Source organism: Moraxella sp. K127 (assembly GCF_015223095.1).
In the GTDB taxonomy this organism is placed as follows: domain Bacteria; phylum Pseudomonadota; class Gammaproteobacteria; order Pseudomonadales; family Moraxellaceae; genus Moraxella.
This window is the reverse complement of record NZ_JADFBZ010000020.1, coordinates 1-16394: the sequence shown is the minus strand read 5'-3', so window position 1 is coordinate 16394 and position 16394 is coordinate 1. Positions and strand designations below refer to the sequence as shown.

Sequence of the window (16394 nt, the reverse complement as noted above, 5' to 3'; positions counted from 1 at the left end):
AATCAGGTATGTAGGAGCAAATTGCCATTCGCCCTAATTGACAAATTTTAACAGGGTAAATGTGATTTGACTTTACAAACCACATAAAATCATCAAAACCCCATTTATCAAACCCATTAAACAATGAAACAACCCCCAAAACACGACTATTACGCCATTTTGGGCATCTCAAAATCGGCAGACATCGGACAAATCAAAAAAGCCTACCGCCAACTTGCCCAAACCCACCACCCCGACCGAGTGGGCGAGAGCGGACACATCGTGCTGATTAACGAAGCCTATGCCACCTTAAAAGACCCCAAAAAGCGTGCCGAGTATGACGTGTATCACGCCGTCTATTTTAGCACGACCGGCAAAATCGCCCAAAAAGTCGCCACCACCGTCAGCCACAACCTACAAAAATCCCCCACGGTTATGGCAAATCTAAAAAAGCTAGAACGCCAAGCGACCGCTTTTGCTTATTTTGCCGAGCGTGAATTAAAACCCGTCTTTATCAAAAACGCCAAAACTTTATTTGGTAAATTTAATAACCTTATGGCGACCCACGCTCCCAATGCTAATGCTAATTTTAAGCCCAATGCCAATCATAGCACCGCCCAAAGCACGCCCACGCTCATCATCACGCCACAGCTTGCCACACAAGGCGGACAGATAACCTTTACCCACAACGGTCAAACCATTCGCACCACCTTGCCACAGGGCTTGACAGACGGCTCACAAATTAAGCTGACCATGGGTGGCGTGGCGGTGTGGTTTGTGGTCAAAGTGGCTTATTGATGAGTTAAAAAGACTTGGCAAAAATATTTGACTTTTAAAAGGTGTGGCTTATAATAAATTGGCAATTTGACTTAGCTTGACTTAGTTTGACTTAGTTTGATTGAAATTAATTTAGAGCCACTTAACATAATTTACCACCCCTTTTAAACAACCACATGGTATCTATTTATCAAAAGAAATTAACGCCAGAGCGAAAATTATTGGTTTATCAAAAAACCAATGGGATTTGTATTATTTGTCAAAAACAGGTCAGCAAAAACCACAAAACATGGAGCGTGGAACATTATATTCCCCGAGCGGTTTATAAATGGGTACCCAAAAAAGAAGTTAGGGACATTGTGGAGAGTTTGGATAATTTATTTATTGTACACAAACAATGCAATCACAACAAAGATGCCGAGTTACCCACCAAAAAATCCATTTTAGACCTGCCGATTAATCAAGCGCTAAAAAAGGACGTTTTGGCAATGTATCAAAACATCGAGCCAGAGATTACTTTATATCGCCGTATCAAGCAACGTGTTTTATCATCACAGCAGTACCAATGCTTTTTTTGTCAGCGAAAAATCCACCTGCCAAATTGCACATTAAGGCGTAAAGACAACCAGCAAGGGCGAGTGGTGGACAACGCCATGTGCCTGTGCTTTCGGTGTAGCGTGCGTGCCGGCAGGGAAGCGTATAAAAGAAAAATGGTTGATAAAAGAACAAGCTAGCGGACAGGTGGCACTATCAAGCAATGCTTAGCTCACTATGGCTACCCAAGCGGTGCAAAATCAAATCTGTATCGGCATCAAATTCACAAATCAACACCAAATCAGGCTTGACATGGCAATCCATGCACCCAGCCCATTCGCCTTTTAGTGGGTGATTGGCGTACCTAACAAGCATGGGTAAGCCGTTAATCAAGCAGTTCATCACTTCAATCCATTGGGGCGAAACCAAGCTCATGTGGTGCTTTTTGGCATCTCTTTTAAACTGATTGGTTACTGACACCGCCCTGGCCACGAGACAGCTCCTGTATCGCTTCTATGGCATTGTCTGACTCAAATCTATCCAATTTACCCGCTTGATAATCAGCACGCCCTTGACGGATTGCCTGTGCGGTCTGCTCGTTGGGGATAACCACCCTTGCCCGCCTTTCAAATGACAAAGGCAAACTGCCCGTATCTGCCACTTGCTTTAAAATCAACCGCATGAACTGGCTTGGGGTCATGCCAAAACTCTCAATCACTTCAAAGGACTGAGCTTTTAAAGTCTCATCAAGACGTAAATTAAAATTTGTATCCATAGTATCGCCTATTGAAATAACAATGTAAAACCATTGTAATGTAACGCCAATACAAAATTAAGATAAACACTAAAAACACGAAGTCATTCTAAAAACAGCTCATTTTATGAACACCCCCAAGATGCCAATTTTATGCCATGTAGGGCGTGCCTGCCTTTTGTATTTGCAATGAAAAATGAGAAAAATCGTCCGTTTTTCAAGGAAAAAACGCAGGTTGAATAACAATACACCCATTGAAATCCCACACGTCACACCCATTTAGAGTTAATGACTGTTTATTAAGAGAGCACCATGACCGCCCTTGCCACTGATTTTCGCCCGCCCATTTGGCTAAAAAATCCGCACCTGCAAACCATTTTGCCCCGTTATGTGGTCAAATACACCCCCGACTACACCCGTCATCTTATCAAGGACTCGCTTGATGAAAGCCAAGTGGCGTTTGACTATCTACTCACTGATGACACCAAAGTGGACGGCAAATACCAAAAACCGCTCATCGTGCTGTTTCACGGCATGGAAGGGTCAAGCCAAAGCCACTACGCCAAGTCGCTTGCTTTTGCAGTACATGGGGCGGATTGTCATTTTGTGGTGGCTCATTTTCGCTCGTGTGGCGGTGTGGCGGTCTCGGGCAAGGTCTTTTATAACGCAGGGGATACGGCAGAAGTTCATCATAACTTAACCCATTTACAAAATGAGTTCGCTCACATCTATGCTGTGGGTGTGTCGCTTGGCGGTAATGCCCTTGCCAAATACATGGGCGAGTACGGCTCGGACGCTATCCCTGCTCGTGCGGTGGTGGTGTCCGCCCCTGTGGATTTGGCGAGCAGTTCGGTGGCGATGGAACGACTGCTTGGACGGCACATTTATACGCCGTATCTACTAAATCCCATTGTCAAAAAAGCCCTAGAAAACCGCCTAACGCCTGATGAATTAAAAGCGTTAAAATCTGCCAAACGCATTGGCGACTTTGACAACGTCTTTACCGCTCCCCGTCATGGCTTTCGCTCAAAAAACGACTACTACCGCCAGTCGTCCGCCTTGCCATATTTGGCGGACATCACTAAGCCCACGCTCATCATCACCGCCAAAGATGACCCATTTTTGGGCGTAACTGCCGAACGCTCGGACGTGTCGGCGGATGTGGAGCTACTAGATACCACCTATGGCGGGCATATCGGTTTTATGAATTATGATTATCGCACTCGCTCGTTTGATACAGGCTTTATCGGTGGGCAGGTGGTGGGGTTTTTGGGCGTGTCGTCGTGATTTTTTATCAATGATGTAGGGCGTGCCTACCATTGATAGCATTCTTATAAAATATGGCAAAATTTGACAATTTCAGCCAATTTTTGCATGAAAAATGGCTAAATCTTGTTTTTCATCGTCAAAAACTTGTCTGATAGAACAACTATCAGCCTGCGTTTTTTCCTTGAAAAACGTGCGATTTTTCTCATTTTTCATTGCAAATACCAATATTTAACACACCCTAATAAAAACACCCAAACCATTGATGGCTTGGGTGTTTTGGTTTGGAAAAAGTATTTAAAACTCATACCTTAAACTGGCAAAGTACGAGCGACCTGCTTCATTATAACTTTGGCTTATCGTGTTATCACGCAGTCGTTGTTTATCAAAGACGTTGTTTATCCCGATACGTCCGCTGACATGGTCATTAAAATAATAGCCCGTATTGACTGAAAATATGCCATAGCCTTTGACATCTTGGTTGTTTAACAGACCATTGCCGTTTAGGTTTTCGATGTTGCTTTGGGCAAATTGGCGTACCTTTTGGCGACCGTATTGGGTATAGGTGGCATTCACGTCCCACTTGTCATTGATGTCATAACCCACGCTGGTGTTCCATGTATAAGTCGGCACCAGCGACAAGGGGTTGCCCGTTTGCTTGTCTTTGGAATTTATCATGTAAGTTAGGTTGTTATTGATGCGCCAGTCGCCTCTTTGCCACGTCAAGTTACCTTCAATGCCTTCAACGACCGCTTTTGGGGTACTTTCCCATTTTAATAAATTATAGGTATAATCCACGCCCCTTAATGAGACGATGTCACTGCTTAGGCTCGTTGTACCAGCGACGATTTTGTTTTTGTAATCACTGTGAAAATAGGTGGCACTGGCGTTGATGTCGCCATGTTGGTATTGTACGCCAAATTCGGTGTTTATAGATGTTTCGGGTTTTAGGTCGCTATTGCCTTGTAGAACACAGCGATTGTTATCGGCAGTACTTAGATGAATGGGGCAACCCTGCCCACGAGTGTACAACAGATAACCTTCGGCATTTTGATAAAGGTTGGGGGCTTTATAGGCACGAGCCACGCCTGCTTTTAGCGTCCATGCATCAGTCAGGTGGTGAGTTAGATTGATGGCAGGGCTAAAATTACCGCCTGATTTGTTGTGGTGGTCATAGCGGGCAGACAACACCAAATCCGTGTTCTTGGTAACTGCCAAATTGTTTTCGGCATAGGCAGACATAATGCGGGATGTCATGGTGGAGCGGTCGCCTGTTGTGTATTTTTGGGCATCGAGTTCGGTGACAGATACCGTGCCTGTGGCTGTCCCTTCATCGGTATTGGCATTATCAATGAGCTTATCATGAACATATTCCACGCCCAATGTCACGGTCTGTGGCACACCAAGATAAAAAGGCTTGACAATCTCGCCATGCAAGCGTTGGGCAGTCAGCTCGGTGGTCTCAAAACGCAGTGGATTGGCAGCATTCTCAAAAATCACCCCTTCGGGCCCGCCTGACAACCCTTCGTTTAGGCGGGTATTTTTGGTTTGGTCGTGTTGCAGGGTAAGTTTACCATCACCCCAATCATACGCCCCATCATAGGTGAGTGAGTAGCTGTCTCGTCTCATGCGGTTGGTTTGGCTACCGATAAGACTGTTTAGTAGGGCGTTGCTTTGGGTTTGACTGTCGGATATGGCGGTGGCATCACGGTTGGAGTTTTGGGTGTCGCCTGCGTACTTATTGCCTTGCTGACCATAAGTGGCGTCAAATGTCAGACTGTGGTCGGGGCTAATTTGGTAAGTCAAACGCAAACCCACATCTTTGTTTTCCACGCCTTCACGCCCTGCTGAGCGGGTCAGATAGGTGCCGTTCGGAGTCGTATAAGGCACCAAAGGGTTAATGTCCACGGCATCCATGTCTGTTTTGTTAAGACCGCCATAGAGCCTAAATCCTAATTTATCAGCAATGATAGCCCCGCTTAGGCTTGCCCCCACACGCCAGCTGTCACCTTCTTTGGAATTTTGGGGTTGATTGATGTAAATTTCTGCGGTGCCTGCCAGCTCATCACTCACAGGTTTGGTGATGATATTGACCACGCCACCCATCGCCCCACTGCCATAACGAGTGGCGGATGGCCCCCTTAGGACTTCTATTTTTTCGATGGCATTGGCGGGTATCCACTGTGAATCACCCCGAGTATCACGTTCACCCTGCCAGCCATAACGCACCGAGTTTCTGGACGTGATGGGCTTGCCATCCACCAGTACCAAGGTGTTCTCAGGTCCCATGCCCCGAATGTCTATTTGGCGGTTGTTGCCACGCTGACCTGTGGCAGAGTTGCCTGTTAGGTTTACCCCTGGCATTTTGCGGACGATGTCAGAGATGTCGCTTTTGACGGGGGTACGGTCTAGGTCGGCTTGATTGATATTGGACACACCGAGCGACTGCTTGACCTGAGCTTCGGCGGTAATGGTTTCATCAGGTAGCACGACATGTGGCTGAGCAAAGTTGGCTTGACTGCTTTGGTCGGCATGACCATCTTTGGCAAAAGCGACAGCACTCATTATCATAACAAGGCATAAGGATAAGGGCTTATGCTTAAAGATAGGGCTTAACTAGGCAGGCATAATCACTCCATACTCTATGATAAAAGTAATTTACAAAACAGCAATAAATCTCTTTCCAAACTAAAAATAAACCCTTATAAGTATTGGGGTTGAGGTTTTTAAAAATCCACAAAAATCAGGGTTTGGAAAGAAGTCTAATATTATAAAATCATCGTATGGCTATGTAAATAGGAATTATTAATAAAATGAGAGTATTTTTTAAATGCTAGTATTTTATTTTTTAAATAATTACGGTTGGGATTTATGACTTGTGTTTTGGGGTGGGTCGGGGTAATATGAATAATTTTTTTTAAAAAATCCACCATGAGACGACTTTTCTTCTTAGCCACGACCATTTTGCTCATTGAGCTGTTTACCTACATCGGAGCAAAGGGCATTTTTTGGCTCATCAAACCTTATCTACCCAATGCCAAAACTGCCGTTTTTGTGGGTATGTTTGTCATCACGCATTTGTTTTTGGTTACGCTGTTTATCGGCATGTTTCGCTTTGGCATGGGTTATATGGCGGTGCTGTGGCTTGGGGTGCTAAGCATTATCATGACCACACTGCTTGTGTTTGCCATAAAGCACATCCCATCTTTTGGTGCCATCATGGGTGGGGTAGATGGTGTGATGGTGCGTGTGTTTGGCGTGGCAAGCTTTCTTGGATTGGTTGGTTTGTCCGTTTATAACGCTTATACGCCCGTAGTGCGACATTTGTCCATACAGATTGATAAGCCGATGAACCCTGTGAGAGTGGCTGTGGCGAGCGACACCCATTTGGGCTACTTGGTCGGCAGTCGCCAGCTCAATCGTTTGGCGGATATTTTAAGACGTGAAAAAGCGGACATGCTACTCATGCCGGGGGACATCATGGACGATGACACGCACGTTTATCATGGCGAAAAGATGCACACCGCTTTTGACAACCTAGTTGCTTCGGTCAATGGCAATCTCATCGCCAGCCTTGGCAATCATGACCTATACAACGCCAAAGAACGCCACGCCATCGTACAAGCGGTGCGTGATAGCGGAGCGGTACTGCTTGATGACACCGCTCAGATGTTTGTCATCAATGGCACGCCGATGACGATTATCGGACGGTATGATGACCATTATGCCGACCGTTTGCCCACGCACGAGCTGATGCGTGGCGTGGATACTCGCTATCCTGTGATACTGCTTGACCACCGACCAAGCCAGATTGACCAAAACGTACAACTGCCCATTGACCTGCAAGTGTCGGGGCATACCCATAACGGGCAAGTTTTCCCTGCCAATTTTATCGTCAAAGCCCTAAACCGTGTGGCATACGGACACGAAAAAATCAACGGCACGCATGTGGTGGTGTCATCAGGCTATGGCTTTTGGGGCGTGCCGTTTCGCTTGGGTTCACAAGCAGAAGTGTGGGTGATTGATATGCGTGGTAAATGAGAGTTTAAAACAAAAAGGGCATGACGCCCTTTTTTAATGATTGCCTTTAAGTGTTAAATGCTAAATCTTACCATGACATTGTTTATACTTTAAGCCACTGCCACAGGGGCAGGGGGCGTTACGGTTGATGTTGGCAGGGATAAAGACATCATCGGTGTTTTGGGTTTCTGCGGTGTCGCCCACATCTGTCATGCTTTGGTTGGTGTCCATGCTGGTATTAGTGTTGGTATTGGCATGACCGTTTGGCGTAAGATTTGGCATGGACGGTACAGCACCGCCCAAACTGACCGTGATACGCTGGACATTTTGGGTGGCTCGTGGGCGACTCTCATCGGTGGCAATCTCGCCTTCTAGCCCCATGTCATTATGCTCAAAATGCAGTCGCATCATCTCGGCTTGACGGCGACGCTCTTCTTCCATTTGGGCAATCTCTTCTGGGGTGGCGATATGTACCCGTGCCAAGTCCTGCACCACGTCTGATTTAATTGCCCCAAGCATGGACTGGAACAAATCAAAAGATTCACGCTTATACTCTTGCTCAGGATTCTTTTGGGCGTAGCTACGCAAATGAATGCCTTTACGCAGTTGATCCATTTGGGTCAAATGCTCTTTCCAGTGGCGGTCAAGGTTACGGAGCATAAAATCACGCTCCAATCGAGCAGCGTTTTGCTCACCCATAGACTCACGTTTTTTCTGATAATGAGCGATGGCAAAATCAATAATCTTAGCACGCAAGCCCTCTTCATCAAGACGGCGGTCGGCATCTAGCCAGTCATTAATCGGCATATAATAGCCAAAGGCATCCTCAATCTCATCTTCTAGCCCGTCAATGTTCCACTGGTCATCAACCGAACCCTCTGGCACGAACTGCGTGATAAGGGCGTTATACACCTCATGGTGCATGGCTTTGATGGACTCTTGTAAATCAATCTCTTCTAGCAAATCATCACGCTGTCCATAGATGACCTTACGCTGTTCGTTGGCGACATCATCGTATTTTAGCAGGCTTTTGCGAGCGTCAAAATCACGAGCTTCTACCTTGCCCTGTGCATTCTCAATCGAGCGAGACACCATTTTATGCTCAATAGCTTCATCTTCTTTTAGTCCCATGGCACGCATCATTGACACCACACGGTCGCCTGCAAAAATCCGCATCAAGTCATCTTCTAATGACAAGAAAAAGCGAGACTGACCGGGGTCGCCTTGTCGCCCTGCACGCCCACGAAGCTGGTTATCGATACGGCGTGATTCGTGGCGTTCAGAGCCGATGATGTGCAAACCCCCTGCTGATTTGACCGCCTCGTTACGAGCTTGCCATTGGCTTTGTAATTCGCTCTTTTGGGCGTCGGTGAGTGCGTCCAAATCCTCTATCTCCGCCTGCCAGTTACCGCCTAGGATAATATCCGTACCACGTCCTGCCATGTTGGTGGCAATGGTTACCGCAGACGGTCTGCCTGCTTGGGCGATGATTTCGGCTTCTCGTTCGTGCTGTTTGGCGTTTAGGACGTTATGTTTAATGCCGGCTTGGTCAAGCAAATACGACAGCTCCTCACTTGCCTCAATGGTTGCCGTACCGACCAGTACAGGGGCTCCTTTGGCGGTGATTTGGCGAATCTCACGGATAATGCCTTGATATTTACCCAATTTGGATAAGAAAATTTGGTCGTTCAAATCCACACGAGCAATCGGACGGTGCGTGGGAATGATGACCACATCAATGTCATAAGTGGACTTAAACTCCGCCGCTTCGGTGTCTGCCGTCCCTGTCATGCCAGAGAGCTTGTCATACAGACGAAAATAGTTTTGGAACGTGGTGGTTGCCATGGTTTGGTTTTCGGCTTGAATCTCCACACCCTCTTTGGCTTCTACCGCTTGATGTAGCCCCTCACTCCACCGTCTACCGGGCATGGTACGCCCCGTGTTTTCGTCCACGATGACGATTTCATTATCATCAGAGATGATATAATGCACGTTTTTGATGAACAGATGATGAGCCCTAATCGCCGCCTGCACATGAGCAAGTAGGGGCAGACGAGCAGGGCTGTACAGGCTTTCTTTTTCGCCAAGCTCGCCCACTTCTATCAAGAATTTCTCAATTTTCTCATAGCCTTTTTCGCTAATCTCAATGGCTCGGTTTTTCTCATCAATCCAAAAATCCTCCGCCACGTTGTTTTTATTATCCTCTTCGTTGTCGGATTTTTTTAGGCGGGGAATGATGTTATTAATCAAGGCATACAGATGAGCCGAATCCTCGGCCTGCCCTGAGATGATGAGCGGTGTCCGAGCCTCGTCAATCAAAATACTGTCAATCTCATCGATGATACAGTAGTTTAAGGGACGCTGTTTTTTCTCATCTTTGCTAAACACCATGTTATCACGCAGATAATCAAAACCGTATTCGTTATTGGTGCCATAAGTGATGTCGGCACGGTAGGCATCAAATTTCTCATGGGGGGGCTGTTGGCTATAAATCACGCCCACCGTCAGCCCCAAGAAGCTAAACAGTCCACGGTTTAGCTCGGCATCACGCCCTGCCAGATAGTCGTTCACCGTTACAACGTGTACGCCCTTGCCACTGATGGCATTTAGGTACATGGCAAGGGTTGCCATTAAGGTCTTACCCTCGCCCGTTTTCATCTCGGCAATCTTACCCTCGTGCAAGGTCATGCCACCGATGAGCTGAACGTCATAGTGTCTCATGCCGTTCACACGTTTGGACGCTTCACGGCACACGGCAAACGCTTCGGGCAAGAGCTTATCAAGGCTCTCGCCATTGGCATGACGGCTTTTAAACTCATCGGTTTTTTGGCGTAGCTCATCATCAGACAGTGCCGAGATTGTGGGTTCAAGGGCGTTAATCTTGTCCACCTGCCTTTGCATACGCTTTAATTCACGTTCGTTTTTGGTGCCGAATACAGCACTGATGGCTTTTGTTAGCATGGTTTTTTCCAAATTGCACAGGGCAAAAATATTTTATAACAGCAATTTTAATTAGCAATACAATCAAATTATATGGTAGTCAATTTTAAAAAATCAACCAATCAGCTCACCAAATGCCTTATCTGCACAAACAAGTGTCCGCTCAATGTCATCATCGGTGTGGGCAATAGACATAAAGGCAGCTTCAAAGGCAGATGGGGCAAGGTATATGCCTTGTTTTAGCATGGCATGAAAAAACTGGTTAAAGCGTTTGGTATCGGCGTGTGCCACATCATCAAAGTTTTTGGGTAACTCTTTGCTAAAAAACAGTCCAAACATACCGCCCACATAACAGCTTGAAAATGCTATGCCGTGTTTGCCCGCCAGTGCTTGCAAGCCGTTTACCAGTTTAGCAGTTTTGGCGGTTAATTCTTCATAAAAATTCGGACGAGTTAATTCATCAAACATCGCCTTACCTGCACGCATGGCTAAGGGGTTGCCAGACAGTGTCCCTGCTTGATAAACACCGCCCAAGGGAGCGATACATTCCATAATCTCACGCTTACCGCCAAACGCCCCCACAGGCAAGCCAGCTCCGATGATTTTACCAAAGGTGCTAAGGTCGGGGGTAATACCAAAATGATGACTTGCCCCTTTTAGTCCCACACGAAAACCTGTCATCACCTCATCAAAAATCAACACCGCCCCGTGCTTGGTGCAAAGCTCACGCAGGGTGTTATGAAATTCTTGGCTTGGGATAACCATGTTCATGTTGCCCGCTATCGGCTCTAAAATCACGCATGCAAATTCATCACCAAATTTGTCAAAGGCAGATTGTAGTGCTTGGGTGTCATTATAAGGTAGAGTAATGGTATGTTTGGCAAAGTCGGCAGGCACGCCCTTGGATGTCGGCTCACCAATATCTAGCATGCCAGAGCCTGCCTTAACAAGCAAGCTGTCTGAATGCCCATGATAGCACCCCTCAAATTTGACAATCTTGTCTCGCCCTGTGTAGCCACGAGCCAGACGAATGGCACTCATGGTAGCTTCTGTGCCTGATGACACCATGCGAATGAGCTCAATGTGTGGCATGATATCGGCAATCAAATCCGCCATGGTCGTCTCAAATGGCGTGGGAGCCCCAAAAGACAAGCCGTCATCACAGGCGAGCTTTACCGCATCGACGACCTTGGGGTGAGCATGACCCAAAATCATCGGCCCCCACGAACCCACATAATCAATGTACTCACGCCCTTGGGTATCATACATATATGCACCCTTGGCACGGCTTATAAAAACAGGCGTACCACCCACCCCTGCAAAGGCACGCACGGGCGAGTTTACACCCCCTGGGATATGGCGTTTGGCTTTTTCAAATAATTGCTCGTTTGTGGTTTTGGGGTCGGCGGTAAGTGTCGTCATGGGAGTTCCTATGTTATCAATAAAAGAGAATGGATAAATCAGCCTATTTTATCATTTTTTGGCGTGGCTGTCTGATTTGATTTTGTTTGATGAGTATTTGGCATGGGATTGGAACCATCCATTAATTCTATCAAAGATAGAAATTTACAAAAATACTGATGAATTTTACACAAAAATGCTATTTTTTATTTAAATTTTTCAAAAAAACCGATATAATAGTACAACAAATAACACAAAAAATATTTATCGTAATATTTAATTACATAAAATTACAATAAATTGAGCAAAAAGCAAACATCAGCACCACGGAGATTTGACATGGTCATGAGCATGAACCCCAATGATTTTGTCAATGAGAAATCAACTGCCCCCATGAACGACAACAAACACCCAGCCAAGCAAGAGCTTGACACGCTGACCGTCCAAAATATGGACGACAAAGAAGGCAAAGAGCAAGGCTCGCCCCTTGTGGCATTTTTAAAAAAACACCAAACCTTTTTAATACTCCAATGCGTGCTACTTATTTTGCTTGGGGTGAGTTTTTTGTTTTGGTGATTTAACGCCAACAAATCTATCCCAACCCTGCCCAGTTGCAGGGTTTTTTACAAATCCAGCTCCTGCCTTGATGTAAACTCCCGCCGCTCGCCTGTGATGGGGTCGTCAAACACAAGGTGTTTGGCAAGTAGTTGTAAGGGGCTGGTAAAGTCATCTTTGGGCTTATGACGGACAGATGGATAATAAGGGTCGTGGCAGATGGGTGTGCCAAGATGGTTTAGATGAACTCTAAGCTGATGAAGTTTGCCGGTCGTGGGGCGAAGTTCGTACTTGGCAAGGTCGCCTTTGACCGCCAAAATATCAATGTGCGTGTGCGTATTGACAGGTTTGTCGGTATTAACACACATGACATAAAACGGCTCACCACGCTCCAAATGCAAGCGAACATCTGTCGGCATTGTTAAGTTATGATTAACAGTGGCAATGGCATGATACACTTTGTTGATGGCATGATGGGCAAATAAGGCTTGATAGCGATGGCGAGTGGCGACATTTCTACTGATGAGAATGAGCCCTGCCGTCTCTCTGTCTAGCCTGTGAATGGGGGATAAATCAGCGTTGCCCGTATCGGCTTTTAGGCGAGCAAGCAGGGTCTGTTTGACATAACTGCCCGATGGCGTTACCGCCAAAAAATGGGGTTTATCCACCACCATAAACTCATCATTTTCAAAGATAATCTGATAATCAAACGGCACAACAACCTCACACGCTAAGCTACGGTAATAATAAATCGTCCGCCCATGTAGATAGGGTGCATCTGACATCAATGGCACAAACCCACCCTCTGTTGTATCGCTCCACACATCACCATTCTCAAAACGTGCCCACCATTCATCAAAGCTGACATGGGGGAATTTTTGGCATAAAAATACCAACAAATTCTTGGGTGTATTGTTTAATTTTTCTAAATAAATACGGCTTGGAGATACGCCGTCTTTCATGGGTGGTGCAGTTTGGAGCATGGTGTGGTTTTTATAAGATGTCAACATGGTTTTATGTCATTTTATCACATTTATCATCTCATTTATCATCTCATGATTTTTGTGATATCACAATCATCTTGACATATCTAAATTTATAGATATAATGATATATTGTTTATAAAATCACCTGCATTCAATTCATGAAATCTACCGACATTTTTAAAGTGCTGGGCAACGATGTTCGCTACCAAATTTTACTGTGGCTAAAAGACCCTGCCACACATTTTGGGGTGGATGCCTTGCGTTGTACAGAAACAGGATTTGATGGTGGGATTTGTGTGGGTGTGATTGCCGAAAAATCAGGACTTGCCCAATCGGTAATTTCAAGCTATCTAAATAACCTACAACAAACAGGGCTGATACAGAGCAGACGCATTGGCAAATGGACCTACTACCGCTATCATTCTGGTGGTGTGGACAAATTTATCCATCAAGTGCGTCATGAGATTGGCGGTTTGTCTGATTAAAATGATATGACATCTTTGGGTTTTGGTTACAGTTTAGGAATAAATCACCATGTTTTGTATGTCCCACACCCCATATAAGATTGATTTTTGATAAAATGACATCACCCGACCAATACCCAAATTAAAAATTTTTGCCCAAATATATCTAAATTATTGTATATGTATAAATATAAAATTGAGAAAAGCCATGACTGATTTATCCATTTTAAACCTTGCCCCCTTGCGAGATGGTGAGACATTTGCCGATGCTGTGGACGACCTTGTGGCATTGGCACAGCTTGCCGAGCGTCTTGGTTACACTCGCTATTGGATTGCCGAGCATCACAACATGCCATATCTGGCAAGCTCTGCCACAAGCCTGCTTATCGGGCATGTGCTTGACAAGACAAACACCATTCGGGTTGGCTCAGGCGGTGTCATGCTCCCCAACCATTCCCCCTTTATTGTTGCTGAGCAGTATGGTACGCTGGCAAGCCTATATCCCAACCGTGTGGATTTGGGGCTTGGGCGAGCGCCTGGTACCGACCCTGCCACTGCCAAAGCCATCCGCCGTCATCAGGACGATTTTGTGTCAAGTTTTCCCAGTGATATCAAAGAGTTACAGTTCTATTTTGGTGATGATAAGAGCGACAAGGTGCGAGCCTACCCTGCCAAAGGGTTAAATGTGCCACTTTATATCTTAGGTTCTAGTCCTGAGAGTGCTTATTTGGCGGCGGAATTGGGTTTGCCTTATGCTTTTGCATCTCACTTTGCACCACGCTTTTTAACACAGGCGGTTGAGATTTATCGCAAAGAATTTAAGCCCTCTGATGTGCTTGACAAACCCAAGGTCATCGTTGGGCTAAATGCCATCGTTGCTGATACCGACAGCGAAGCGAAACTTTTGGCGACCACCAGTTTACAGTTTTTCCTAAATGTGGTAACGGGCGAACGCTCAGGCATGAAACCGCCAGTACCAGACATTGAAAGTCGTATCCCACCGCACATCTTATCCATGGCAAAGAGCATGACGGCGTGTAGCGTGATTGGTTCACCAAAGACGGTCAAAGCCCAGTTAGAACAGTTACAAAAACAAGTCAATGCCGATGAATTCATGGTGGTGAGCTATATTTATGACAAAGACAAACAAGCCCGCTCCTATGAGCTTATCTTAGAGGCTGTTGACGGTTAGTTTTAGCACAGTACAACCGAACATAATCACCACAGAGCCATTTAACCAATTTTAATCAATTTTTTAACTCAAAGGGAGCGCCCCATGACTGACACCACCCCACTTTTTAGCCCTTTTACCCTAAATAATGGTGTAGAGATTCGTAATCGCCTTGTCGTTACGCCGATGACCCACTATGCGTCCAACCCTGATGGCACATTATCTGAAGAAGAGCAGGCATTTTTGACAGGGCGAGCGGATGATTTTGGGATATTTATCACAGCAGCAACTTTGGTACACCCAAGCGGTAAGGCCTTTGTCGGTCAGCCGTGTGCCTATGATGAGAGCCATTTGGCAAGCCTAACAAAAATCGCAAGCATCATCAAGCAAGGCGGTGCAAAACCAATTTTACAAATTCATCATGGCGGTTATCAGTCGCTTACCCAGTTTGGCGAGGTCATCGCTCCATCTGCCATGGATGATGGCACACAATCCGCCAGAGCCATGAGTGTGGACGAGATACAGGCAATCATCAAAGGCTTTAGCGTGGCAACTGACTTAGCCATACGAGCAGGCTTTGACGGTGTGGAAATTCATGGGGCGAACAATTATCTGATTCAGCAATTTTTCTCACCCCAAGCCAACAAGCGAGATGATGAGTGGGGAGGCAGTTTAGAGAACCGTTTGCGTTTTCCCAAATGCGTCATCAAGACAGTCAATGATGTTAAAGCCAAACATAACAAGCCAGAGTTTATCGTTGGGTATCGTTTTTCACCAGAGGAGGCAGGCGATGACGGCTTGACAATGGCGGATACTTTTGATTTGATTGATGCTTTGGTTCATGAACCTTTGCAATATCTGCACGTTTCTTTGTGGGATTTTTATAAAAAGGCAAGACGTGGGGCAGACACCAATTTGACACGCATAGAACAACTGCATGAGCGTATTGGTGGTAGATTGCCCTTAATTGGTGTGGGTTGTCTGCTCTCTGCCGATGACGTGGTGCGTGCGTATGATACAGGCTGGGCAGAATTCATCGCTGTTGGCAAGGCGGTAATGATAAATCCCAACTTTGCCACACTACTAAAAACAGGTCAAACCGATAAAATTGCCACACACATAGACCTCGAGCGTAACGACATCTACAAAATCCCAAGTCAGCTTTGGGCGTATCAACAAAAAGGTCTTGCCTATCTACCGCCATTAAAGGGTAAAGAATGGCAACCTTTGGATATATAATCAAATAAGGGCGAAATGATTCGCCAATCCAATCTTTTATTTTTATAAACCCAACTCGGAGACACCCATGACAAACCCACAAGCGATTGATTTGGACGATTTAAACCTTGATGAGCTGAACTTTGATACCATGCTTGGCGATTTGGCGGACGTGAGCGTGGTCAGCGGATTTGATGGCGACAATGATGACGGCTGTGAAGGCGGTGCGTGTAAGATTTAGATTACCCAAATCTTTTGACGATTTAATCAGGTCTTGGAATACAAGAGCTGATTAAATCACTTTAAAATCAACAATCATTACTTCCAGA

The 16394-nt window shown here is 45.8% G+C and carries 16 protein-coding genes; 9 read left to right on the top strand and 7 right to left on the bottom strand.

Features of this window, described 5'->3' with window-relative positions; genetic code table 11:
• Positions 1–123: 123 nt before the first annotated feature.
• Both IM753_RS05930 and IM753_RS05925 read left to right on the top strand, forming a co-directional pair.
• On the top strand, positions 124–777 hold the full coding sequence (locus IM753_RS05930; protein WP_194108887.1) for a J domain-containing protein: 654 nt from the start codon (positions 124–126) through the stop codon (positions 775–777).
• Positions 778–932: 155 nt separating this feature from the next.
• Positions 933–1490, top strand: coding sequence for a hypothetical protein (locus IM753_RS05925; RefSeq protein WP_194108886.1), 558 nt, complete (start codon positions 933–935; stop codon positions 1488–1490).
• Between the two features lie 16 nt (positions 1491–1506).
• On the opposite strand, the gene IM753_RS05920 is transcribed toward IM753_RS05925, so the two are convergent.
• Complete coding sequence (locus IM753_RS05920; protein ID WP_255518648.1) at positions 1507–1725, bottom strand: type II toxin-antitoxin system YafQ family toxin; 219 nt, start codon at positions 1723–1725, stop codon at positions 1507–1509.
• A gap of 22 nt (positions 1726–1747) precedes the next feature.
• A complete protein-coding gene (locus tag IM753_RS05915) occupies positions 1748–2065 on the bottom strand; it encodes a type II toxin-antitoxin system RelB/DinJ family antitoxin (protein WP_194108884.1) in 318 nt (105 codons plus the stop codon).
• Between the two features lie 291 nt (positions 2066–2356).
• Here IM753_RS05915 and IM753_RS05910 point away from each other — a divergent pair, with 291 nt between their 5' ends.
• A complete protein-coding gene (locus tag IM753_RS05910; protein WP_194108883.1) occupies positions 2357–3331 on the top strand; it encodes a YheT family hydrolase in 975 nt (324 codons plus the stop codon).
• 72 nt (positions 3332–3403) lie between these two features.
• On the opposite strand, the gene IM753_RS13300 is transcribed toward IM753_RS05910, so the two are convergent.
• Positions 3404–3526 (bottom strand): hypothetical protein, encoded by a 123-nt coding sequence (locus IM753_RS13300; protein ID WP_255518647.1) that lies wholly within the window; start codon positions 3524–3526, stop codon positions 3404–3406.
• 81 nt (positions 3527–3607) lie between these two features.
• Positions 3608–5881: a FepA family TonB-dependent siderophore receptor gene (locus tag IM753_RS05905; RefSeq protein ID WP_194108882.1), complete on the bottom strand. Its 2274-nt coding sequence runs from the start codon at positions 5879–5881 to the stop codon at positions 3608–3610.
• A gap of 360 nt (positions 5882–6241) precedes the next feature.
• Between IM753_RS05905 and IM753_RS05900 the strand changes: the two genes are divergently transcribed.
• The gene (locus IM753_RS05900) at positions 6242–7351 is read left to right on the top strand and encodes a metallophosphoesterase (RefSeq protein ID WP_194108881.1); all 1110 of its coding nucleotides are present in this window, start codon (positions 6242–6244) and stop codon (positions 7349–7351) included.
• Positions 7352–7411: 60 nt separating this feature from the next.
• Here the strand turns inward: IM753_RS05900 and secA are convergent, their stop codons facing one another.
• Together secA and hemL are read right to left on the bottom strand one after the other, a co-directional pair.
• Positions 7412–10291, bottom strand: coding sequence for a preprotein translocase subunit SecA (gene secA / locus IM753_RS05895; protein WP_194108880.1), 2880 nt, complete (start codon positions 10289–10291; stop codon positions 7412–7414).
• 93 nt (positions 10292–10384) lie between these two features.
• Positions 10385–11692 (bottom strand): glutamate-1-semialdehyde 2,1-aminomutase, encoded by a 1308-nt coding sequence (gene hemL / locus IM753_RS05890; protein ID WP_194108879.1) that lies wholly within the window; start codon positions 11690–11692, stop codon positions 10385–10387.
• 324 nt (positions 11693–12016) lie between these two features.
• Between hemL and IM753_RS05885 the strand changes: the two genes are divergently transcribed.
• The gene (locus IM753_RS05885; RefSeq protein ID WP_194108878.1) at positions 12017–12247 is read left to right on the top strand and encodes a hypothetical protein; all 231 of its coding nucleotides are present in this window, start codon (positions 12017–12019) and stop codon (positions 12245–12247) included.
• Positions 12248–12294: 47 nt separating this feature from the next.
• Here IM753_RS05885 and IM753_RS05880 read toward each other — a convergent pair whose 3' ends face one another.
• A complete protein-coding gene (locus IM753_RS05880; protein ID WP_227713084.1) occupies positions 12295–13236 on the bottom strand; it encodes a pseudouridine synthase in 942 nt (313 codons plus the stop codon).
• Between the two features lie 134 nt (positions 13237–13370).
• On the opposite strand from IM753_RS05880, the gene IM753_RS05875 reads away from it, so the two are divergent.
• The 4 genes from IM753_RS05875 (at position 13371) to IM753_RS05860 (ending at position 16306) form a co-directional block, all read left to right on the top strand.
• Positions 13371–13697 carry a helix-turn-helix transcriptional regulator gene (locus tag IM753_RS05875; RefSeq protein ID WP_066884835.1) on the top strand — a complete coding sequence of 109 codons (327 nt, stop codon included), beginning with the start codon at positions 13371–13373 and terminating at the stop codon, positions 13695–13697.
• A 187-nt stretch (positions 13698–13884) separates the two neighbouring features.
• Positions 13885–14868, top strand: a complete 984-nt coding sequence (locus IM753_RS05870) for an LLM class flavin-dependent oxidoreductase (protein WP_066893043.1) — start codon at positions 13885–13887, stop codon at positions 14866–14868.
• Positions 14869–14952: 84 nt separating this feature from the next.
• Entirely contained in the window at positions 14953–16086 is a 1134-nt protein-coding gene (locus tag IM753_RS05865) for an NADH-dependent flavin oxidoreductase (RefSeq protein ID WP_194108877.1), read from the top strand.
• 67 nt (positions 16087–16153) lie between these two features.
• Positions 16154–16306: a hypothetical protein gene (locus IM753_RS05860; RefSeq protein ID WP_194108909.1), complete on the top strand. Its 153-nt coding sequence runs from the start codon at positions 16154–16156 to the stop codon at positions 16304–16306.
• The last annotated feature ends 88 nt before the right edge of the window (positions 16307–16394 follow it).